Genomic DNA, 23,049 nt, shown 5'->3' on the forward strand with positions numbered 1-23,049 from the left:
ATGCCAAAAATTGTATTTCTGCCCCACCAGGACCTGTGTCCGGATGGCATCGTTGTGGAAGCTGAGACCGGTGAAACTATTCTGGATGCGGCGCTGCGTAGCGGCATCGAGATTGAACACGCCTGCGAAAAATCCTGTGCCTGCACCACCTGCCACTGCATCGTGCGTGAAGGCTTTGACTCGCTGGCGGAAAGTACCGAAGATGAAGACGATATGCTGGATAAAGCCTGGGGACTGGAGCCTGACAGCCGCCTGAGCTGCCAGGCGCGCGTCACCGACGAAGATCTGGTCGTTGAGATCCCGCGTTACACCATCAACCACGCACGCGAGCACTAATATGGCACTGAAATGGACCGACAGTCGTGAAATCGGCGAAGCGCTGTATGACGCTTACCCTGACCTCGACCCAAAAACCGTTCGCTTTACCGACATGCATCAGTGGATTTGCGATCTGGAAGAGTTTGATGATGACCCGAACGCATCCAATGAAAAAATTCTCGAGGCGATTCTGTTAGTCTGGTTAGACGAAGCCGAATAATTTTCGCATCATGATTTATGCGGCGGTATAAAGTCGGATGAATCATTGAGCGAGAGAACGTTACGGGCTGCCATACGGTGGCCCGTTTGCTAAGAAGGATAATGATAATGACCGAAGCCATGAAGATTACGCTTTCCACTCAGCCAGCCGATGCGCGCTGGGGAGAAAAGGCGTCTTACAGCATTAATCATGACGGCATCGCCCTGCATCTCAACGGCAAAGACGACCTGGGCTTGATTCAGCGCGCGGCGCGTAAAATTGACGGCATGGGAATCAAACATGTCGCGTTAAGCGGCGAAGGCTGGAACACCGACCGCGCGTGGGCGTTCTGGGCGGGTTATAAAGGCCCGAAAGGCACTCGTAAAGTTGAATGGCCGACGCTGGACGATGCGCAGAAAAGCGAGCTGGATAACCGTCTGACCATTATTGACTGGGTGCGCGACACCATCAATGCGCCGGCGGAAGAGCTGGGCCCGGAACAGCTGGCCCAGCGCGCCGTCGACCTGCTGTGCAGCGTGGCGGGCGAGAAGATGAGCTATCGCATCACCAAAGGCGAAGATCTGCGTGAGCAGGGCTATCTCGGCCTGCACACGGTGGGCCGCGGCTCCGAGCGTCCGCCGGTTTTGCTGGCGCTGGACTATAACCCGACCGGCGATAAAGAAGCCCCGGTATACGCCTGTCTGGTAGGTAAAGGCATCACCTTTGATTCCGGCGGCTACAGCATCAAACAGAGCGCCTTTATGGATTCAATGAAATCCGATATGGGCGGCGCGGCGACTATCACCGGCGCCCTGGCCTTCGCTATTACCCGCGGGCTGAACAAGCGCGTGAAGCTCTATCTGTGCTGCGCCGACAACCTGATCAGCGGTAACGCTTTCAAACTGGGCGATATTATTCATTATCGCAACGGCAAAACCGTCGAAGTCATGAACACCGACGCCGAAGGTCGTCTGGTGCTGGCGGATGGCCTGATTGACGCTTCGGCGCAGAAGCCGGAGCTGATCATCGATGCCGCCACCCTGACCGGCGCGGCGAAAACCGCGCTCGGCAACGACTACCACGCGCTGTTCAGCTTTGACGATGCGCTGGCGAATCGCCTGCTGGCGAGCGCTCAGGCGGAAAATGAAGCGTTCTGGCGTCTGCCGCTGGCCGAATTCCACCGTCATCAGCTGCCGTCTAATTTCGCGGAACTGAACAATACCGGCAGCGCCGCCTATCCGGCCGGCGCCAGCACCGCGGCGGGCTTCCTGTCCCACTTCGTGGAAAACTACCACCAGGGCTGGCTGCATATCGACTGTTCGGCAACCTACCGCAAATCTGCCGTTGAGCAGTGGTCGGCGGGCGCGACGGGGCTTGGCGTACGTGCTATCGCCAATCTGCTGACGGCTGAGTAATGGCCTTGCCGGGTGGCGCGACGCTTACCCGGCCTGGAAAATCCGCAGGCCCGTGCGGACGTCGCGCCGCCGGGCGATTTTTGAAGTAGCCAAACTATGTCCGAAACCAAAAACGAATTAGAAACCCTGCTGGAAAAAGCGGCTACCGAGCCCGCTCATCGTCCGGCATTTTTCAGCGCGCTGCTTGAGGCCACCGTCTGGGTACCAGGCCGCGCAGCCGATGGCGAGCAGATTGTCGAAGATAGCGCGCTGGATCTGCAGCACTGGGAAAAAGATGACGGCACGTCGGTCATTCCGTTCTTCACTTCGCTTGAGGCCCTGCAGCAGGCGGTGGAAGACGAACAGGCTTTCGTAATGATGCCGGCCCGCACGCTGATGGCGATGACTCTCGGTGAATCGCTGTTCCTCAACCCGAAGCTGCCGAACGGTAAAGCGTTCACCCCGCGCGAAATCAGCCATCTGCTCGGGGAAGAGGGTAGCCCGCTCAGCACCCAGACGGTGCTGGAAGGGGGGGAAGCGCTGCTGCTGTCTGAAGTCGCCGAGCCGCCGGCGCAGATGGTGGATTCGCTGACCACGCTGTTCAAAACGCTGAAAACCGTCAAGCGGGCGTTCCTGTGCTCGATCAAAGAGCACGCCGACGCGCCCGCTAATCTGCTGATCGGCATTGAAGCGGAAGGGGATATCGAGTCCATCATTCAGACCACCGGCAGCGTGGCCACCGATACCCTGCCCGGCGATGAGCCGATCGATATTTGCCAGGTGGTGGAAGGCGAGAAGGGCATCAGCCACTTTATGATTGCCCATATCACGCCGTTCTATGAAAAGCGCTGGGGCAGCTTCCTGCGCGATTTCAAACAAAACCGTATTATCTGACAGCGGGGGCGGCTGCCCCCGGTTTCGGTATGCTTTCAGCTCGATGCAAAAGCGGGGTTGCAAAGGTTAATGCAGGGCGGCAACGATCCGTGGATAGGCTGACGCCATGTTATAGAGCAGAAATCCCGTCACGCACAGCGTGACGACGCCGTTGAAGAGCGCCATATCCCCGCGCCAGGCCCGGCACCTTTCCTCTCCCAGCAGATAGCGTAGCGCTGCTACCAGCCCGGCGAGCAGCACCATCAGAAAACCCAGCAGCGCCTGATGACCATAGGTGATCAGCGGGACGTCTTCCAAAGTGACGCCGAGAAAGCGGGTATAAACGGAAACGGGCGCAGGAACCAGGCTTAACCATGTCCGGTTCCATTGCGGCCAAAAATAGAGGATTGCGCCGCCGACCAGCAGGCCAGCTATGCCTCCCAGCCAGGGAAGGCGCGGGGAATAAGCAGAATGTGGGTTGGAGACTAATGCCATTTTCACTCCTTGTGGTGCCATCAGGTTATAGATTAAACGCTCAATCCTGGCGCTGGCCCCGACGGCGCGCGGTAATCGCGCTATCGGTGGGAGATGGTGAATTAGTCAGGACAACCTTCGAGCCTGGCGTAAAGATCCTCATGAATATATTCCAGCTCCAGCAAGGCGCCATCGCGTGACTCGTTGAGGGCTTGTTGATGCTGCCATTCGTCGTGGCTCTCCTTTCCACCGGTAAAAATCCCCTGCAAATATTCAATCAGCGACGATTCTGCCAGCCAAAGCTCATTTTCTTTACCCTCGAAGCGGACGACAGGATATTCACCCTGTTCATCACGCTCGGTGACGTAGATAAATACCTGCTGATCCCCGGGATGGCAGAGGCGAATCAGGGCAGGAAGACGCGGATCGTCGTTCCAGACGGGCATTAGCTCTTCAAAATCCAGCCCGATCATATCAAGGCCATTCATATAATAAGCCTCTTCATCCAGCGAGTCGGAAAGCAGGACGCCATGTTCATCAATGGCGTTCAGAACCGATTCCAGCACCCGTTGACCGTAGGGGCTTGTCAGCTGGCAATCGTAGGCCAGCAGCGCTTTCAGACTCTCCGGAAGCGCCACGGTTTCGCTATTTTGCGGATCACGGTATTTCCGGACGCGCAGGCGATCCACTTCGTCTACGGGCATCGGTTTCGGGGTGGGATTGCGGTTGTGCTTGTGTACGACATCCATGAGATCCGCTAATGAAAAAGCCATCATTCAATTTCCTTATAGAGTGGGCGGCAATAAAGCCAACACGGCAGGCGCAAGCCCTGCGGCCGCACAGAGTAGCTGGTTTAGCGACTGGCAGGAGAATGAGGCGGAGAAAATCAGAAATTATTTAGTGGCCGCGGGACGGGATGTCCGCGGCCATGCGGCGTTTACTGAGCGGCAGGAGCCGGTTCAATCGGCAGATCGCTGCGCGCCCCCCATTCGCTCCATGAGCCGTCGTACAGGCAGACGCCGTTCACGCCAAGCGTGGTGAGCGCCAGCACGACCACCGCCGCCGTCACGCCGGACCCACAGCTGGCGATAATGGGCCGATCAAAATCGACGCCCTGACGCAAAAAGATGTCGTTCAGCTCGTCGACGGTCTTCAGCTCGCCGTTAATCACGAGCTCCGTCCACGGGACGTTCAGCGCGCCGGGGATATGCCCGCGCCGCAGGCCGGGGCGCGGTTCGTCAGCCTGGCCGTTAAACCGGGCCGCCGGACGCGCATCGACAATCTGCGCCGATCCTTCATGGCTGACCAGCAGCACGTCGGTCAGGCGCTTAATTTGCTGAGGATCGAACCGCACGTCGAATTCTCCTTCGGCCACCTCCGGCACCCCTTGTTCCAGCGGCAGCTCGTCGCGACGCCAGCCCTCCAGCCCACCGGCCAGAATCGACACTTTCTCCACGCCAAAGGCGCGCAGCATCCACCAGGCGCGCGGGGCGGAAAACAGATTGCCTTCGTCATAGACGACCAGGTGCTTATCGCTGCAGACGCCCAGTTCGCGCATGGCCACGGCAAACGCCTCGGCGCGCGGCATCATATGCGGCAGCGGGCTGGTGTGATCGGACAGCGCCTCGATATCGAAAAACAGCGCGTTCGGCACGTGGCCGGCGCGGTACTCCGCGGCCATATCGCGCAGGGTCTCCTGCCCGGCGGGCGCCATGCGGGCGTCGATAATCTGGATCTCCGGGTCATCAATATGTTCCGCCAGCCAGTCGGCGGCGACAAAAAACGAGGTGGACATAGGTGCCTCCGTTTTACTATTCATGACTGAATTGTCGGCGTTTTATCGGGTGCTGACAAGTTAAGGACGCCAGAGTGGGGACGACGTCACGGCACTTTTCTGATTAATCGGCAGAAACCCGCGTCATCACTGTTGAGAAGCGCCGCCTTAACGCATAATAAAAAGTGATAATTTGCATCAGGCCCACCGGCCGAGGGGTTAGAAGGATGAAACCATTTCGTTTAGCGGCGCTGTCACTGGCGCTCCTTACCGCATTTTCATTAACCGGGTGTGATGACAGCGGTACACCGCAGGCTACGGCCCCGACGCCGGCCGCCGATAGCGGCCCTGGCGCGGCGGCAAAACCGGACAGCGCCCAGCTGGCGGCGCTGGCGGAAAAAAGCCAGGACAAAGCGCTGACGCTGCTCGACGCCTCGGAGGTGCAGCTGGATGGCGCCGCGACCCTGGTGCTGACCTTTTCCGTACCGCTGCAGCCGGACCAGGATTTCTCCCGCAGCGTGCACCTGGTGGATAAGAAGAGCGGTAAGGTAGATGGCGCCTGGGAGCTGGCGCCGAACCTGAAAGAGCTGCGTCTGCGTCACCTTGAGCCAAAGCGCGAGCTGATTGTCTCGGTCGACCCGACGCTGACCGCCCTGAACAAGGCGACGCTCGATAAACCGTTCGAGAAGACCCTGACTACCCGCGATATCGCGCCAAGCGTCGGATTTGCCAGCCGCGGCTCGCTGCTGCCGGGCAACGTGATCGCCGGTCTGCCGGTGATGGCGCTGAACGTCGATAACGTCGACGTGAACTTCTTCCGCATTAAGCCGGAATCGCTCTCGGCCTTCGTCAGCCAGTGGGAATACCGCAATTCATTAAGCAACTGGGAATCCGACGAGCTGCTGAAGATGGCCGATCTGGTATACAGCGGCCGCTTTGACCTCAATCCGGCGCGCAATACCCGCGAAAAGCTGCTGCTGCCGCTGAGCGACATCAAGCCGCTCCAGCAGCCTGGCGTCTACGTGGCGGTTATGAACCCGGCGGGTCATTATAGCTACAGCAACGCGGCGACGCTGTTTACCCTTAGCGACATCGGCGTGTCGGCGCATCGCTACCACAACCGGCTGGACGTCTTTACCCAGAGCCTGGAAAACGGCGCCGCCCAGTCTGGTATCGATGTCCAGCTGCTCAACGCCAAAGGGCAGACCCTGGCGCAGGCGAAAAGCGATAGCCAGGGCCACGTCACCCTGCAAACCGATAAAGAAGCCGCGCTGCTGCTGGCGCGCAAAGAGGGACAGACCACGCTGCTCGACCTCAAACTGCCGGCGCTGGATCTGGCGGAGTTCTCCATTGCCGGCGCGCCTGGCTTCAGCAAACAGTTCTTTATGTTTGGCCCACGGGATCTCTATCGTCCGGGCGAAACGGTGATCCTCAATGCGCTGCTGCGCGATAGCGATGGCAAGCCGCTGGCGGAACAGCCGGTGAAGCTGGAGGTGGTCCAGCCGGATGGCCAGGTGATCCGCTCGGTGATGAGCAAACCGGTTAACGGCCTGTACCAGTTTACTTATCCGCTCGACAGCGGCGCGGCCACCGGCATGTGGCGCATTCGCGCCAGCACCGGCGACAACCAGCCCCGCGAGTGGGATTTCCACGTCGAAGACTTTATGCCGGAACGCATGGCGCTGAAGCTGACGCCGCAGGCGGCGCCGGTCGCGCCGAATGCCGATGTCGCCTTTGACGTCAGCGGCGCTTATCTCTACGGCGCGCCGGCCAGCGGCAACCCGCTGCAGGGCAAACTGTTCCTGCGCCCGCTTCGCGACGCCGTCGCCGCGCTGCCGGGCTTTGAGTTCGGCGATATCGCAGAAGAAAATCTCTCCCGCAGCCTTGATGAAGTCCAGCTGACGCTGGATGAAAAAGGCCATGGCGAAGTGACCACCTCCAGCCAGTGGCAGGATAGCCATTCGCCGCTGCAGGTGGTGTTGCAGGCGAGCCTGCTGGAGTCCGGTGGGCGTCCGGTCACCCGTACGGTTAAGCAGCCGATCTGGCCTGCCGAGGCGCTGCCGGGGATCCGCCCGCAATTTACCCTGAAGGACGTTTACGACTACCGCACCGACACCACGGTGAAGCAGCCGGTGGTGGATGAAAACAGCAACGCCGCGTTCGATATCGTCTATGCCGACGCCAAAGGCGAGAAAAAAGCCGTTTCCGGCCTGCAGGTACGGCTGATCCGCGAGCGCCGGGATTATTACTGGAACTGGTCCGATAGCGAAGGCTGGCAGTCGCAGTTCGATCAAAAAGATCTGCAGGAGGGCGAGGAGTCGCTGGATCTGCAGGCCGGCCAGATCGGTAAAGTGAGCTTTCCGGTAGAGTGGGGCTCCTATCGCCTGGAGGTGAAAGGACCGGACGATGTCGTCAGCAGCGTGCGCTTCTGGGCGGGCTACAGCTGGCAGGATAACAGCGAAGGCACCGGCGCAGCGCGCCCGGACCGGGTCACCATGAAGCTGGATAAACCGAGCTATAAGCCGGGCGACACCATCAGGCTGCACATCGCCGCCCCGGCGGCGGGTAAAGGCTACGCGATGGTGGAATCCAGCGAAGGGCCGCTGTGGTGGCAGGAGATTGACGTACCCGCCGAGGGGATGGACCTGTCGATCCCGGTGGATAACGCCTGGAATCGCCACGACCTCTACCTCAGCACGCTGGTGGTTCGCCCCGGCGATAAATCCCGCTCGGCGACGCCGAAACGCGCGGTGGGCCTGCTGCATCTGCCGCTGGGCGATGAAAACCGTCGCCTGACGCTGGCGCTGGAGGCCCCGGATAAAATGCGCCCCAACCAGCCGCTGACGGTGAAAGTGAAAGCCAGCGTCAAAGAGGGAGAGGCGCCGAAGCAGGTTAACGTTCTGCTCTCTGCTGTCGATAGCGGGGTGCTGAATATTACCGATTACGCCACCCCGGATCCGTGGAACGCCTTCTTCGGCCAGAAACGTTATGGGGCGGATATTTATGATATTTACGGCCAGGTGATTGAAGGGCAGGGGCGTGTGGCCAGTCTGCGCTTCGGCGGCGATGGCGACGAGTTAAAACGTGGCGGTAAACCGCCAGTTAACCATGTGACCATCATCGCCCAGCAGGCGCAGCCGGTGGTGCTGAACGATCAGGGCGAAGGGACGGTGACGCTGCCGATCGGTGATTTTAACGGCGAGCTGCGGGTGATGGCTCAGGCCTGGACGGCGGATGACTTCGGCAGCAGCGAAGACAAAGTGGTGGTGGCCGCCCCGGTCATCGCCGAGCTGAATACCCCGCGCTTCCTCGCCAGCGGCGACACCACCCGTCTGGCGCTGGATCTCAGCAACCTGACCGATAAACCGCAAACTCTGCAGGTACATCTTGCCGCCAGCGGACTGGTGACCTTGACCGAGGGTCAACTGCCGTCGGTGCAGCTGGCGCCGGGGGCGCGCAGCACGCTGTTTGTGCCGGTGAGCGCGCTGCCGGGCTTTGGCGATGGCCAGGTGAGCGCCACTATCAGCGGCCTGAGCCTGCCGGGGGAAACCTTCGCCCCGCTGCAGAAGCAGTGGAAAATCGGCGTTCGTCCGGCGTTCCCGGCGCAGACCGTCAACAGCGGCGCCGTGTTGCAGCCCGGCGAAAGCTGGCAGGCGCCGGCGGCGCAATCGGCAGGTTTCGCCCCGCAGACGCTGCAGGGCCAGCTGCTGCTCAGCGGCAAGCCGCCGCTGAATCTCGCGCGCTATATCCGCGACCTGAAAGCCTATCCTTACGGCTGCCTTGAGCAGACCGCCAGCGGCCTGTTCCCGTCCCTGTATACCAGCGCGGCGCAGCTAAAAGCGCTGGGCATCAGCGGGGACAGCGACGAAAAACGTCGCGCGGCAATCGATGTCGGGATCTCGCGCCTGCTGCAGATGCAACTGGAAAACGGCGGCTTTGCGCTATGGGATAAAGAGGGGCCGGAAGAGTACTGGCTGACCGCTTACGCCATGGATTTCCTTGTTCGCGCGGGCGAGCAGGGCTATAGCGTACCGGTCAACGCCATTAATAAAGGTAACGAACGCCTGCTGCGCTATCTTCAGGAGCCGGGGCTGATGACCGTGCGCTACAGCGACGACGCCCAGGCCAGCCGCTTTGCCGCTCAGGCATACGCCGCACTGGTGCTGGCGCGTCAGCAAAAAGCCCCGCTCGGCGCATTGCGTGAAATCTGGAGCCGTCACGACCAGGCGCGCTCCGGCCTGCCGCTGCTGCAGCTCGGCATTGCGCTGAAAACCATGGGCGATGCGCCGCGCGGCGATGAGGCCATGAAGCTGGCGGTTGCCACGCCGCGCCAGGATGAGAATCGCTGGCTGGGCGATTACGGTAGCCCGCTTCGCGATGACGCGCTGAAGCTGGCGCTGCTGGAAGAGAATAAGCTGCTGCCGGAGGCGCAAAACACGCTGTTGAGCATGCTGTCGGAAGAGGCCTACGGCCAGCGCTGGCTGTCGACCCAGGAAACCAATGCTCTGTTCCTTGCCGGGCGCACGCTGGCCGACCTGCCGGGCGACTGGCAGGCGCAAACCTCGCTGCAGGCTGAGCCGCTGGCCGGCGATAAAGCGCAAACCCGTAACCTCGACGGCGATCGGCTGGCGACGTTGCAGGTGAGCAACACCGGCAGTCAACCGCTGTGGCTGCGTCTGGACAGCAGCGGCTATCCGCAAAGCGCGCCGCAGCCGGGCGGCAACGTCCTGGGAATTGAACGCGCCGTTTTCGATACCCAGGGGCGGCAGAAGTCGCTGTCGTCGCTGCGCAGCGGCGAACTGGTGCTGGTCAAGCTGGAGGTGACCGCCAGACGCAACGTGCCTGACGCGCTGGTGGTTGACCTGCTGCCGGCGGGACTCGAGCTGGAAAACCAGAATCTGGCCAACAGCAGCGCCAGCCTGCAGGAGAATGGCGAAGCGGTGCAAAACCTTCTTAACCAGATGCAGCAGGCCGATATTCAGCATATCGAGTTCCGCGACGACCGCTTCGTCGCCGCTGTCGCGGTCAATGAAGGTCAGCCGGTGACGCTGGTCTACCTGGCGCGGGCGGTCACGCCGGGCACCTACCAGGTCCCGCAGCCGCAGGTGGAATCGATGTATGTGCCGCAGTGGCGGGCGACCGGGACCGCCAGCGGTCCGCTCACCGTGACGCCGTAAATGCGCGTAGTGCATCGGGTAAAACGCCGCTGGCGCTGGCTGGCGGCGTTTATTTTTCTGCTGTGGCTGGCGGTTCTGACCGCCGATCGCCTGTGGCCGCTGCCGCTGCATGACGTCACGCCTGCCCGGGTGGTCGTGGCGGAGGACGGGACCCCCCTGTGGCGGTTTGCCGACGCGCAGGGCGTCTGGCGTTATCCGGTGACTCTCGCCGACGTGTCGCCGCGCTATCTGCAGGCGCTTATTCAGTATGAGGACCGCTGGTTCTGGCGCCATCCGGGGGTCAATCCCTTCGCTGTAGTGCGCGCCGCCTGGCAGGATCTCACCTCCGGGCGGGTCATTTCCGGCGGCAGTACCCTCACCATGCAGGTGGCGCGCCTGCTCGATCCCCACCCCCGCACTTTCGGCGGTAAGCTGCGCCAGCTGTGGCGGGCGCTGCAGCTGGAGTGGCATCTGTCAAAGAGCGAAATCCTGACCCTGTATCTGAACCGTGCGCCCTTTGGCGGCACCCTGCAGGGGATCGGCGCGGCCAGTTGGGCTTATCTCGGCAAGCCGCCCGCGCAGCTCAGCTACGGCGAGGCGGCGCTGCTGGCGGTGCTGCCCCAGGCGCCCAGCCGTTTACGTCCGGACCGCTGGCCGCAGCGGGCCCAGGCGGCGCGGGATAAAGTCCTTGCGCGCATGGTCAGCCAGGGCGTCTGGCCGAGACTGGCGGTAAAGGAGGCGATGGAGGAGCCGGTGTGGCTGTTTCCGCGGCAGATGCCGCAGCTGGCGCCGCTCTTCGCCCGCCGGGTGCTGGCGACCAGTCGTGAGGAAAAGGTGGTGACGACCCTCGATGCCGGACTGCAGCGGCAGCTCGAGGATCTGGCGCTGAACTGGAAGTCGCGCCTCCCGCCGCGCAGTTCGCTGGCGATGGTTGTCGTCGACCACACGGATATGAAAGTCCGCGGCTGGGTGGGGTCGGCGGATATTACGGACGACAGTCGCTTTGGCCACATTGATATGGCGTCGGCGGTCCGTTCGCCTGGGTCGGTGCTGAAACCCTTTATTTATGCGCTGGCGATGGATGAAGGGCTGATCCATCCGGCGTCGTTATTGCAGGATGTGCCGCGGCGCTTTAGCGATTATCGCCCCGGTAACTTTGACAGCGGCTTTCACGGCCCGGTGAGCGCCAGCGACGCGCTGGTGCGCTCCCTGAATCTGCCGGCGGTCCAGGTGCTCGAAGCCTACGGGCCCAAACGTTTCGCGGCGAATTTGCGCAATGCCGGGTTGCCCCTGATGCTGCCCGCTGGCGCCGAGCCGAATCTGTCGTTGATCCTCGGCGGCGCCGGGGCGAGGCTGGAAGATATCGTCGCGGCGTACAGCGCCTTTGCCCGCCACGGGAAGGCGGCGCGGCTGCGCATGACGCCCGGAGACCCACTGGTGGAAAGGGCGCTGATATCCCCGGGGGCGGCGTGGATCGTCCGGCGCATCCTGGCCGGCGAAGCGCAGCCGGTTCCCGATGCCTCACTCCCACAAGTGGTGCCGCTGGCCTGGAAGACCGGCACCAGCTACGGGTATCGCGATGCGTGGGCGGTGGGCCTCAATGCGCGTTATCTGATTGGCATCTGGACCGGGCGTCCGGACGGTACGCCGGTGGTGGGGCAGTTTGGCTTCGCCAGCGCGGTGCCGTTGCTCAATCAGGTCAATAATCTGCTGCTCGCCCGCCCGGCGATGAGCCGCGGTGGCCTGCCGGTCGATCCGCGACCGGCAACGGTTAGCCGCGGGACGCTCTGCTGGCCCGGCGGCCAGGCGCTGCCGGCGGGCGACAGCAACTGCCGTCGTCGCCTGGCCAGCTGGCTGCTGGAAGATAGCCAGCCGCCGACCCTGCTGCTGCCGGGGCAGGAGGGCGTGCGCGGGATCCGCTTCCCGGTGTGGCGCAATGAACACGGCGAACGGGTGGCGGCGGATTGTCCCGGGGCGCGCGAAAGTGTGGTGGAGGTCTGGCCGCTGCCGCTGGATCCCTGGCTACCGCCGGGGGAACGTCGCTCCGCGCGTCTGGGGCCGGTATCGAAGGCATGCCCGCCGTTGCAAACTCAGGATGCCGCGCCGCTGGTGCTCTCCGGGGTCCGCGAGGGGGCGGTGATTAAACGTCTGCCGGGGGAGGCGCGGGTGATGTTGCCCCTGCAAACCAGCGGTGGTGAAGGGCGGCGCTGGTGGTTTATCAACGGCCAGCCGATAGATGCCGCCGGCGCGAGAACCACGCTAACTCTGGATAAGCCCGGCGAGTGGCAGCTGGTGGTGATGGACGAGGCAGGACAAACGGCGGCCGCGCGTTTTACCCTGCAATAACCAGGGTAAATTTGTTGTTGGCGGTTTGTGTTTTCAATACTCATCTTATTTTAACAAAATGTTACCTTCAGCCGTAGGCAGGGGCGGGGATGCTCATTATAATGCGCGCCAGGCCATACGATCGTATGCGCAACAACAGAACATTTAATTAGAGGTAATCATGGCTATTGAACGTACTTTTTCCATCATCAAACCAAACGCGGTGGCAAAAAACGTTATTGGCAGCATCTTTTCCCGCTTTGAAGCTGCAGGGTTCAAAATCGTCGGCACCAAAATGCTGCACCTGACCGTAGAGCAGGCTCGTGGTTTCTATGCTGAGCACGAAGGTCGCCCGTTCTTCGACGGTCTGGTTGAGTTCATGACCTCCGGCCCGATCGTGGTTTCCGTCCTGGAAGGCGAAAACGCCGTTCAGCGTCACCGTGACCTGCTGGGCGCCACCAACCCGGCAAACGCCCTGGCGGGTACCCTGCGCGCTGACTACGCTGACAGCTTCACCGAGAACGGCACCCACGGTTCCGACTCTGTAGAATCCGCTGCACGCGAAATCGCGTTCTTCTTTGCTGAAGGCGAGGTTTGCCCGCGCACTCGCTAATCCTCGTCGTCTTTTCGACCGTCGCGGCGTTGGCTACGCGCGTTCACCCCGGTCACATAGTTATCTATGCTCCCGGGGATTCACTTGCTTGCCGCCTTGCGACAATCGAAAAGCCATAGAGGATTAAGCACACGGTTACGATTTTTTTATCATTGACTACGTGCAGGCATGGCTTCCATGCGCCAGAATTTGTAGAATATAGCGCCCCTGGACGAGCTGTCGCTCTCCGGGGCGTTTCTTTTTCAACCCACCTGGGGCCATAACGTGTAATAACGAGGCCGGAAAACATTATGTCTGAACAAATTGTCACGCCTGATACCGCCGCTCTGACGGTGCCGAACAAAGATGCCAAAATCAACCTGCTGGATTTAAACCGTCAGCAGATGCGCGAGTTTTTCAAAAACATGGGCGAGAAGCCTTTCCGCGCCGATCAGGTGATGAAATGGATGTATCACTACTGCTGCGACGACTTTGATGAGATGACTGACATCAACAAAGTCCTGCGCAGTAAATTGAAAGAAGTGGCGGAGATCCGCGCCCCGGAAGTGGTTGAAGAGCAACGCTCAACCGACGGGACCATCAAATGGGCGATTGCCGTTGGCGATCAGCGTGTCGAGACCGTCTATATCCCGGAAGAAGACCGCGCCACCCTGTGCGTCTCCTCCCAGGTAGGCTGCGCGCTGGAGTGTAAATTCTGCTCCACCGCCCAGCAGGGCTTTAACCGCAACCTGCGGGTTTCCGAAATTATCGGCCAGGTCTGGCGCGCGGCGAAAATCGTCGGCGCGGTGAAGACCACCGGCGTACGTCCGATCACCAACGTGGTGATGATGGGCATGGGCGAGCCGCTGCTGAACCTCAACAATGTCGTTCCGGCAATGGAAATCATGCTCGACGATTTCGGCTTTGGCCTCTCCAAACGTCGCGTCACCCTGTCGACGTCCGGCGTGGTGCCGGCGCTGGATAAACTCGGCGATATGATCGACGTCGCGCTGGCCATCTCCCTGCACGCGCCGAACGACACCATTCGTGACGAAATCGTCCCGATCAACAAAAAGTACAACATCGAGACCTTCCTCAACTCGGTGTGCGGCTATATTTCGAAGTCCAACGCCAACCAGGGCCGGGTGACCATCGAGTACGTGATGCTGGATCATGTCAACGACGGCACCGAGCACGCCCACGAACTGGCGGCGCTGCTGAAAGATACGCCGTGCAAGATCAACCTGATCCCATGGAACCCGTTCCCGGGCGCGCCGTATGGCCGCAGCTCCAACAGCCGCATCGACCGTTTCTCCAAAGTCCTGATGGAGTACGGCTTTACGACCATCGTGCGTAAAACGCGCGGCGACGATATCGATGCCGCCTGCGGTCAGCTGGCGGGCGACGTCATCGACCGTACCAAGCGCACGCTGCGTAAGCGGATGCAGGGCGAAGCGATTGACGTAAAAGCGGTCTGACAAATGATGGCCCGTGCAGCGCAGGCGGCACGGGTCATATTTATGACCAATAGCCAGGCGAAATACGCTGATTCGGTTAATAATTACGGTGCGTTTTTGTCGACTTTGAGGCAGTATGTAGCGGCACAACAACCGCTTAGCATTCAATTTTGATTCGTCTCTGTGATCGCGCGGCTGACAGTCCTATACTGTGAGGCTGACGTACCACAGATGTCTCGCGGCGCCGGCTTTTTCCCGCGCTGAACTTTAAATTTCACGTACCAGTAGTTGTAGCGAATGAATACTGAAGCCACTCAAGATCATCAAGAAGCAAACACCACGGGCGCGCGTCTGCGTCACGCCCGCGAACAACTCGGACTTAGCCAGCAAGCGGTGGCAGAACGCTTATGCCTGAAGGTGTCCACGGTTCGTGATATTGAAGACGATAAGGCGCCTGCCGACCTCGCTTCCACCTTCCTGCGCGGGTACATCCGCTCCTATGCTCGCCTCGTACATATCCCGGAAGACGAGCTGCTGCCGATGATGGCCAAGCAAGCGCCCATCCGCGCGGCGAAAGTCGCGCCAATGCAGAGCTTCTCTTTAGGTAAACGTCGCAAAAAACGCGACGGCTGGCTGATGAGCTTCACCTGGCTGGTGCTGTTTGTGGTTATCGGCCTGAGCGGCGCCTGGTGGTGGCAAGATCATAAGGCGCAGCAGGAAGAGATCTCCACCATGGCCGATCAGTCTTCCGCTGAGCTTAACAGCGGCGACACCAGCAGCCAGAGCGTGCCGCTGGATACCAGCGCCCCGGCAGCCCCGACCGCCGATAGCGCTGCGAACAGCGCGCCAACCGATACCGCCAGCGCCCCGACCACCAGCGCCCCGGCCCAGACGCCGGCGGACAATAACGCCGTTGTCGCGCCTTCCCAGGCCAATGTCGATACCGCAGGCGCGGCGCCGACGGCGCCGGCTACCCCGGCCTCGCCATTGCCGACCGATCAGGCGAACGTGACGAACCCGGCGGCGGCGGCGCAGGATCTGGTGATGAACTTTTCCGCCGATTGCTGGCTGGAAGTGAGCGATGCCACCGGCAAAAAACTGTTCAGCGGCCTGCAGCGTAAAGGCGGCAACCTGAACCTGAGCGGTCAGGCGCCGTATAAGCTGAAAATTGGCGCCCCGGCTGCGGTAGAGATCCAGTATCTGGGCAAGCCTGTCGATTTAAGTCGTTTTATCAGAACTAACCAGGTTGCGCGTCTGACCCTTAATGCCGAATCATCACCGGCGCAGTAACAGACGGGTAACGCGGGAGATTTTTCATGCATAACCAGGCTCCGATTCAACGTAGAAAATCTAAACGTATTTACGTTGGTAATGTGCCAATTGGCGATGGGGCTCCCATCGCCGTTCAGTCAATGACTAATACGCGCACCACTGATGTGGCGGCAACCGTAAATCAAATCAAAGCGTTAGAGCGCGTGGGCGCGGATATTGTCCGCGTCTCTGTTCCGACGATGGACGCCGCCGAGGCGTTCAAACTGATCAAACAGCAGGTCAACGTCCCGCTGGTCGCCGATATCCACTTTGACTACCGTATTGCGCTGAAAGTCGCGGAATACGGCGTCGACTGCCTGCGTATCAACCCGGGCAACATCGGCAACGAAGAGCGCATCCGCATGGTCGTAGATTGCGCGCGCGATAAAAATATCCCGATCCGCATCGGCGTTAACGCCGGCTCGCTGGAAAAAGATCTGCAGGAAAAATATGGCGAGCCGACGCCGCAGGCGCTGCTCGAATCCGCCATGCGCCACGTCGATCATCTCGATCGCCTCAATTTCGATCAGTTTAAAGTCAGCGTTAAAGCCTCCGACGTCTTCCTGGCGGTAGAGTCTTATCGCCTGCTGGCGAAACAGATCGATCAACCGCTGCACCTCGGGATCACCGAAGCGGGCGGCGCGCGCAGCGGCGCGGTGAAATCGGCGATCGGTCTTGGGCTGCTGTTGTCCGAAGGGATCGGCGATACGCTGCGCGTCTCGCTGGCGGCGGATCCGGTGGAGGAGATCAAGGTCGGCTTCGATATCCTCAAATCGCTGCGTATTCGTTCCCGCGGTATTAATTTCATCGCCTGCCCGACCTGTTCGCGTCAGGAGTTTGACGTTATCGGGACGGTAAACGCCCTGGAGCAACGTCTGGAAGATATCATCACTCCGATGGATGTTTCGATCATCGGCTGCGTGGTGAACGGCCCGGGCGAAGCGCTGGTTTCCACCCTCGGCGTGACCGGCGGCAACAAGAAAAGCGGCCTGTATGAAGACGGCGTGCGTAAAGATCGCCTGGACAACAACGACATGATCGACCAGCTGGAAGCGCGGATCCGCGCCAAAGCCTCGATGCTCGATGAAGCCCGTCGGATTGACGTTCAACAGCTTGAAGCAAAATAACGTGTTGGGAAGCGATACGCTTCCCGTGTATGATTGAACCTGCGGGCGCGAGGCGCCGGGGTTCATTTTTGTATATATAAAGAGAATAAACGTGGCAAAGAACATTCAAGCCATCCGTGGCATGAACGATTATCTGCCGGGCGAAACCGCTCTCTGGCAGCGCATTGAAGGCTCACTGAAGCAGGTGCTCGGTAGCTACGGTTACAGCGAAATCCGTTTGCCGATTGTAGAGCAGACCCCGTTATTCAAACGCGCGATCGGCGAAGTGACCGACGTGGTTGAAAAAGAGATGTACACCTTTGAGGACCGCAACGGCGACAGCCTGACGCTGCGTCCGGAAGGGACGGCGGGCTGCGTACGAGCCGGCATCGAACATGGTCTGCTGTACAATCAAGAACAGCGCCTGTGGTACGTCGGGCCGATGTTCCGCCACGAGCGTCCGCAGAAAGGCCGTTACCGCCAGTTCCATCAGATCGGCGCCGAAGTTTTCGGCCTGCAGGGGCCGGACATCGATGCGGAGCTGATCATGCTGACCGCGCGCTGGTGGCGTGAGCTGGGCATCTCCGATCATGTCAGCCTTGAGCTGAACTCCATCGGTTCTCTGGAAGCCCGCGCCAACTACCGCGACGCGCTGGTGGCTTATCTCGAGCAGTTTACCGATAAGCTTGATGAAGACAGCAAACGCCGGATGTATACCAATCCGCTGCGGGTGCTGGACTCCAAAAACCCGGACGTGCAGGCGCTGCTGAACGACGCGCCGGCGCTCGGCGATTATCTCGACGAAGAGTCGAAAGCCCACTTTGCCGGCCTTTGCGCGTTGCTTGACGATGCCGGGATCCGCTATACCGTCAACCAGCGCCTGGTGCGCGGCCTCGACTACTATAACCGCACCGTGTTTGAGTGGGTGACCACCAGTCTCGGTTCTCAGGGCACCGTCTGCGCCGGCGGCCGCTACGACGGCCTGGTTGAGCAGCTTGGCGGTCGTGCCACCCCGGGCGTGGGCTTCGCCATGGGTCTGGAACGTCTTGTTTTACTGGTCCAGGCAGTGAATCCGGAATTTAAAGCCGATCCTGTTGTCGATATATACCTGGTAGCCTCCGGGACCGATACTCAGTCCGCCGCCATGCGTCTGGCTGAGCAGGTTCGCGATGCGCTGCCCGGCGTGAAACTGATGACCAACCACGGCGGCGGCAACTTTAAGAAGCAGTTCGCCCGTGCCGATAAATGGGGCGCACGTATCGCCCTGGTGGTGGGTGAGTCAGAGATCGCTGACGGAAACGTGGTAGTGAAGGATTTACGCTCAGGTGAGCAAACTACCGTAACGCAGGAGAGCGTTGCCGCGCATTTGCGCACACTTCTGGGTTAATCTCCCGGGAATTATTAGTCAGGAGAAGGACTGCGTGGAAACTTTTAACAACGAGAACGATCAGGTCGATGCGCTGAAGCGCTTCTTTGCCGAAAACGGCAAAGCGCTGGCGGTCGGGGTGATTTTAGGGATTGGCGCGCTGGTTGGCTGGCGCTACTGGACCTCCCATCAGCAGGATACCGCCAGAGACGCGTCGCTGGCTTATGAAAAGGCGACTTCCGCGCTGAAATCAAATACGCCAGACGTGCTGTCAGGGGCGGAGAAGTTCGCGGCTGACAATAAAAATACCTACGGCGCTTTCGCCTCTCTCGAGCTGGCACAGCATTTTGTTGAACAGAACGATCTGCCGAACGCCGAAAAGCAGCTTCAGCAGGGGCTGGCGGCCGCGTCTGATGATAACCTGAAATCGGTTATCAGTATGCGTCTTGCCCGCGTTCAGCTGCAGATGAAGCAGGCTGATGCGGCGCTGAAAACCCTCGACAGCATTAAAGGCGAAGGTTGGACCGCGATTGTGGCTGATTTGCGCGGCGAAATTCTGTTGAGCAAAGGCGATAAGCAAGGGGCCCGTGCGGCGTGGGAAGCTGGCGTGAAAAGCGATGCTTCTCCTGCGCTCAGCGAAATGATGCGTATGAAAATGAATAATTTGTCCATCTGAGAGGGACTCGATGCAATTGCGTAAATTACTTTTGCCAGGGCTGCTTTCCGTTACCTTGCTGAGCGGGTGTTCGCTGTTTAATAGCGAAGAAGATGTGGTGAAAATGTCACCGCTGCCGACGGTAGAAAACCAGTTTACGCCGTCCACGTCCTGGAGCACCTCGGTTGGCGATGGTATCGGCGAATTTTACTCTAACCTTCATCCGGCCTTCGCCGACGGCGTAGTCTATGCCGCTGACCGTAAAGGCACCGTCAAAGCGCTGAGCGCTGACGACGGCAAAGAGGTGTGGTCGGTGAATCTGGCGGAGAAAGATGGCTGGTTCTCGCGCACCCCGGCGCTGCTTTCCGGCGGTGTGACCGTCTCGGGCGGCCATGTTTATATCGGCAGTGAGAAAGCGCAGCTGTATGCGCTGAATACCAGCGATGGTACCGTGGCCTGGCAAACCCGCGTCGCCGGCGAAGCGCTGTCGCGCCCGGTGGTGAGCGATGGCATGGTGCTGGTCCACACCAGTAACGGCCAGCTGCAGGCGCTGAATGAGACCGATGGCGCCGTGAAGTGGACGGTTAACCTGGATATGCCTGCGCTCTCCCTGCGCGGCGAATCCGCTCCGGCCACCGCCTACGGCGCGGCGATCGTGGGCGGCGACAATGGCCGCGTCAGCGCGGTATTGATGCAGCAGGGGCAGATGATTTGGCAGCAGCGTATTTCCACGGCCACCGGGCCGACGGAAATCGACCGTCTGAGCGACGTCGACACCACGCCGATTATCGTCAACGGCGTTGTCTATGCGCTGGCTTACAACGGTAACCTGACCGCGCTGGATCTGCGCAGCGGCCAGATTATGTGGAAACGCGAGCTGGGTTCGGTGAATGATTTCATCGTCGATGGCAACCGTATCTATCTGGTTGACCAGAATGACCGCCTGCTGGCGCTGACTACCGATGGCGGCGTGACCCTGTGGACACAAAGCGATCTGCTGCACCGTTTGCTGACCGCGCCGGTGTTGTATAATGGCAATCTGGTGGTCGGCGATAGCGAAGGCTATATGCACTGGGTGAACCCGGAAGATGGCCATTTTGTGGCGCAGCAGAAAGTGGACAGCTCCGGTTTCCTGACCGACCCGGTTGTGGCCGATGGTCGACTGCTGATCCAGGCGAAAGACGGTACGCTGTACGCGATTACGCGTTAATTACCGCTGTCGTGAGTGATTAAGAAACGGCCCCTGGCAGACAGGGGCCGTTTTGACTTTTTTAAAAACGTCGTTATGACGATGTTGCTTAGTGATTGTATGAGGCATTTAACATGATACCTGTGGTCGCGCTTGTCGGGCGCCCTAACGTTGGAAAATCCACGCTCTTTAACCGCCTGACGCGCACTCGTGATGCGCTGGTTGCGGATTTCCCGGGGCTGACTCGTGACCGTAAGTACGGTCGGGCCGAAGTCGAAGGCCGCGAATTCATCTGTATCGATACCGGTGGTATTGATGGTACGGAAGAGGGCGTGGAAACCCGGATGGCGGAGCAGTCGCTGCTGGCAATCGAAGAGGCCGATGTGGTGCTGTTTATGGTCGATGCGCGCGCGGGCCTGATGCCGGCGGACATCGCGATCGCTAAACACCTGCGCTCTCGTGAAAAGCCCACCTTCCTGGTGGCTAACAAAACCGACGGCATCGACGTCGACCAGGCGATGGCGGACTTCTGGTCGCTCGGCCTGGGCGATATCTATCCTATTGCCGCTTCGCACGGCCGCGGCGTGACCAGCCTGCTTGAGCAGGCCCTGCTGCCATGGGTCGATGAGGTTAATCCTCAGGAAGAAGTGGATGAAGACGCCGAATACTGGGCAAAATTCGAAGCTGAGCAGAATGGTGAAGCGGAAGAAGAACCGGAAGACGATTTCAATCCGCAGGATCTGCCGATCAAGCTGGCGATTGTCGGACGTCCTAACGTCGGTAAATCGACGCTCACCAACCGCATCCTCGGCGAAGATCGCGTGGTGGTCTACGATATGCCGGGCACCACCCGCGACAGCATTTACATCCCGATGCAGCGTGACGAGCGCGAATACGTGCTCATCGATACCGCCGGGGTGCGCAAGCGCGGCAAAATTACTGACGTGGTGGAGAAATTCTCGGTCATCAAGACGCTGCAGGCGATTGAAGACGCCAACGTCGTGCTGCTGGTGATTGATGCCCGCGAAGGCATCTCCGATCAGGATCTGTCGCTGCTGGGCTTTATCCTCAACAGCGGCCGCTCCCTGGTGATCGTCGTCAACAAATGGGACGGCCTAAGCCAGGAAGTGAAGGAGCAGGTGAAAGAGACCCTCGACTATCGTCTGGGCTTTATCGACTTTGCCCGGGTGCACTTCATCTCTGCCCTGCACGGCAGCGGCGTCGGCAACCTGTTTGAATCGGTACGTGAAGCCTACGATAGCGCAACCCGCCGCGTAAGCACCGCGATGCTCACCCGGATCATGAACATGGCGGCGGAAGATCATCAGCCACCGCTGGTTCGCGGCCGTCGCGTGAAGCTGAAATATGCCCACGCCGGGGGCTACAACCCGCCTATCGTGGTGATCCACGGTAACCAGGTGAAGGATCTGCCGGATTCCTACAAGCGCTATCTGATGAACTATTTCCGTAAATCCCTGGACGTGATGGGTACGCCAATCCGTATCCAGTTCAAGGAAGGGGAAAACCCGTTCGCCAACAAGCGCAACACCCTGACGCCGAACCAGATGCGGAAACGTAAGCGCCTGATCAAGCACATCAAGAAAAGCAAATAATCATTAAACCCGCTTCGGCGGGTTTTTTTGTGGCCGCCATGCCGGTAAATGTCAAAACCATCCGCCATAATCCCGCGATACTTCGCCGGGAACAGAGCGGCTCAGGGGTGAACTAAACATGCAAATTGGATTTATCGGCCTCGGCGCGGTGGTGGAAACCGCCTATTTACCCGCGCTGCATCGCCTCGGATACCGTATTGACAGCTGCCAGGGCTATGACCTGGACAGCAGCAGAGCGCTGCCGGGGATCCAGCGCTGCAGTTCGCTGTCGGCGTTGCTGGCCAAACCCCTGGATACGCTCTTCATCACCACGTCGTCCCTCCAGCACCTGCCCGTGCTGGAGAGGGCGTTAGCCAGCGCCATTCCCCGCATCGTGGTGGAGAAACCGATAGTGGCCAACCTTGAGCAGGCCGCGCGGCTGCGGGCGCTGCTGGCGCCGGCGGGGGAGGCCGGTCGGGTGCTGGCCCTCGACCACTGGATGGCGCGTGGGTTAGCCCTGAACGCTCTTGCTCCGCCGTGGCAGGCGGAAGAGGAGGCCAGAGGCCTGCCGCCGCCGCACCTTTCAGCGCAGGATATCGCCTGGATAGAAGGCTATTTGCAGGAGCCAAGCGGCTTTAACGCTGCCGGAGAACCGGTCGCGCTTAACTTCGCCACCGGCGAGTTGGATACCCGGCGGCTGCGTCATCCTGACGGCGTGATCCTCGATATCGGTACCCATGTCCTGGCGATGCTGCGGGAAACGCTGCTCGGCTGCGGAGGCGCTGTGACGCTGGACCTCGCCGTTCGGGCGGCGAAAGACCGTCTCGGCCGAGATATTGCTCATGGGGATACGGTCACTGCCGAGGGAGAGGCGCATCTGCAGGGACGCCTGGGCGATATCCCGCTGAATATCTGGCTTAACAAATATGCCGGTCCCGCGGGCGGGCAAAAGGGAATGCGGATAGGGCTGCGGGACGGGCGACTGCTTGCCCTCGATCGCGCCCTTGATGGCGAGGTGGCGACGCTACAGGACGGCGAGCGGATCCAGCGCTGGACCCGACCCGGAGCGATCTATGCGCACTGTCTCGATGAGCAGATCCTTGGCGCGGAGAATGTGTTTACCCGGGCGCCCGAAAGCGTGGCCGGGCTGACGCGGCGTCGGCTTGAGGAAGTGGAATGGCTGCTCAGGTTGCAGCAGCAATTACGCGGCCCTCATTAAACCCGGAACATGATAAAATAGGTGCAGATAAACGTTGAAAGGAATGGTT

At 60.3% G+C, this 23,049-nt stretch carries 18 protein-coding genes; 15 read left to right on the plus strand and 3 right to left on the minus strand.

All coding sequences use genetic code 11. The annotated features are described in order from the left end of the window. From fdx to sseB, 4 genes are all read left to right on the plus strand, one after another. Positions 1-336 carry an ISC system 2Fe-2S type ferredoxin gene (fdx, locus tag ACOI7Z_RS22350; RefSeq protein WP_004201872.1) on the plus strand — a complete coding sequence of 112 codons (336 nt, stop codon included), beginning with the start codon at positions 1-3 and terminating at the stop codon, positions 334-336. A 1-nt stretch (position 337) separates the two neighbouring features. Continuing rightward, on the plus strand, positions 338-538 hold the full coding sequence (gene iscX, locus ACOI7Z_RS22355; RefSeq protein ID WP_002913954.1) for a Fe-S cluster assembly protein IscX: 201 nt from the start codon (positions 338-340) through the stop codon (positions 536-538). Between the two features lie 107 nt (positions 539-645). After that, positions 646-1,932, plus strand: a complete 1,287-nt coding sequence (gene pepB, locus ACOI7Z_RS22360) for an aminopeptidase PepB (protein ID WP_087848834.1) — start codon at positions 646-648, stop codon at positions 1,930-1,932. A gap of 96 nt (positions 1,933-2,028) precedes the next feature. Further along, positions 2,029-2,805 carry an enhanced serine sensitivity protein SseB gene (sseB, locus tag ACOI7Z_RS22365; RefSeq protein WP_023290641.1) on the plus strand — a complete coding sequence of 259 codons (777 nt, stop codon included), beginning with the start codon at positions 2,029-2,031 and terminating at the stop codon, positions 2,803-2,805. 66 nt (positions 2,806-2,871) lie between these two features. Here sseB and ACOI7Z_RS22370 read toward each other — a convergent pair whose 3' ends face one another. The 3 genes from ACOI7Z_RS22370 to sseA all read right to left on the minus strand — a co-directional run bounded on the left by ACOI7Z_RS22370 (position 2,872) and on the right by sseA (position 5,053). Beyond that, on the minus strand, positions 2,872-3,279 hold the full coding sequence (locus tag ACOI7Z_RS22370; RefSeq protein ID WP_087776050.1) for a hypothetical protein: 408 nt from the start codon (positions 3,277-3,279) through the stop codon (positions 2,872-2,874). Between the two features lie 101 nt (positions 3,280-3,380). Then, positions 3,381-4,031, minus strand: coding sequence for a DUF5066 family protein (locus ACOI7Z_RS22375; protein WP_023290639.1), 651 nt, complete (start codon positions 4,029-4,031; stop codon positions 3,381-3,383). Positions 4,032-4,195: 164 nt separating this feature from the next. Then, entirely contained in the window at positions 4,196-5,053 is an 858-nt protein-coding gene (gene sseA, locus ACOI7Z_RS22380) for a 3-mercaptopyruvate sulfurtransferase (protein WP_087848835.1), read from the minus strand. Between the two features lie 206 nt (positions 5,054-5,259). Between sseA and ACOI7Z_RS22385 the strand changes: the two genes are divergently transcribed. The 11 genes from ACOI7Z_RS22385 (at position 5,260) to ACOI7Z_RS22435 (ending at position 23,000) form a co-directional block, all read left to right on the plus strand. Next, positions 5,260-10,209: an alpha-2-macroglobulin family protein gene (locus ACOI7Z_RS22385; protein WP_087848836.1), complete on the plus strand. Its 4,950-nt coding sequence runs from the start codon at positions 5,260-5,262 to the stop codon at positions 10,207-10,209. Further along, a complete protein-coding gene (pbpC, locus tag ACOI7Z_RS22390) occupies positions 10,210-12,534 on the plus strand; it encodes a peptidoglycan glycosyltransferase PbpC (protein WP_087848837.1) in 2,325 nt (774 codons plus the stop codon). A gap of 160 nt (positions 12,535-12,694) precedes the next feature. After that, entirely contained in the window at positions 12,695-13,126 is a 432-nt protein-coding gene (ndk, locus tag ACOI7Z_RS22395; protein WP_004144312.1) for a nucleoside-diphosphate kinase, read from the plus strand. Positions 13,127-13,416: 290 nt separating this feature from the next. Further along, the gene (locus tag ACOI7Z_RS22400) at positions 13,417-14,583 is read left to right on the plus strand and encodes a bifunctional tRNA (adenosine(37)-C2)-methyltransferase TrmG/ribosomal RNA large subunit methyltransferase RlmN (protein WP_087848838.1); all 1,167 of its coding nucleotides are present in this window, start codon (positions 13,417-13,419) and stop codon (positions 14,581-14,583) included. Between the two features lie 276 nt (positions 14,584-14,859). Next, a complete protein-coding gene (gene rodZ, locus ACOI7Z_RS22405) occupies positions 14,860-15,852 on the plus strand; it encodes a cytoskeleton protein RodZ (protein WP_023290635.1) in 993 nt (330 codons plus the stop codon). Positions 15,853-15,878: 26 nt separating this feature from the next. Further along, on the plus strand, positions 15,879-17,000 hold the full coding sequence (ispG, locus tag ACOI7Z_RS22410) for a flavodoxin-dependent (E)-4-hydroxy-3-methylbut-2-enyl-diphosphate synthase (protein ID WP_004201890.1): 1,122 nt from the start codon (positions 15,879-15,881) through the stop codon (positions 16,998-17,000). A 91-nt stretch (positions 17,001-17,091) separates the two neighbouring features. Next, on the plus strand, positions 17,092-18,366 hold the full coding sequence (gene hisS / locus ACOI7Z_RS22415) for a histidine--tRNA ligase (protein WP_012540880.1): 1,275 nt from the start codon (positions 17,092-17,094) through the stop codon (positions 18,364-18,366). A gap of 34 nt (positions 18,367-18,400) precedes the next feature. Further along, a complete protein-coding gene (locus tag ACOI7Z_RS22420) occupies positions 18,401-19,021 on the plus strand; it encodes a YfgM family protein (RefSeq protein ID WP_023290633.1) in 621 nt (206 codons plus the stop codon). Positions 19,022-19,031: 10 nt separating this feature from the next. Then, the gene (gene bamB, locus ACOI7Z_RS22425) at positions 19,032-20,210 is read left to right on the plus strand and encodes an outer membrane protein assembly factor BamB (protein ID WP_023290632.1); all 1,179 of its coding nucleotides are present in this window, start codon (positions 19,032-19,034) and stop codon (positions 20,208-20,210) included. 113 nt (positions 20,211-20,323) lie between these two features. After that, positions 20,324-21,802, plus strand: a complete 1,479-nt coding sequence (gene der, locus ACOI7Z_RS22430) for a ribosome biogenesis GTPase Der (RefSeq protein WP_004144309.1) — start codon at positions 20,324-20,326, stop codon at positions 21,800-21,802. Positions 21,803-21,920: 118 nt separating this feature from the next. Further along, positions 21,921-23,000, plus strand: coding sequence for a Gfo/Idh/MocA family oxidoreductase (locus ACOI7Z_RS22435; RefSeq protein WP_087848839.1), 1,080 nt, complete (start codon positions 21,921-21,923; stop codon positions 22,998-23,000). Positions 23,001-23,049 lie beyond the last annotated feature (49 nt).

Origin of the sequence: Klebsiella sp. C283 (assembly GCF_048822555.1) — a bacterium.
Taxonomy (GTDB): Bacteria; Pseudomonadota; Gammaproteobacteria; order Enterobacterales; family Enterobacteriaceae; genus Klebsiella; species Klebsiella quasipneumoniae.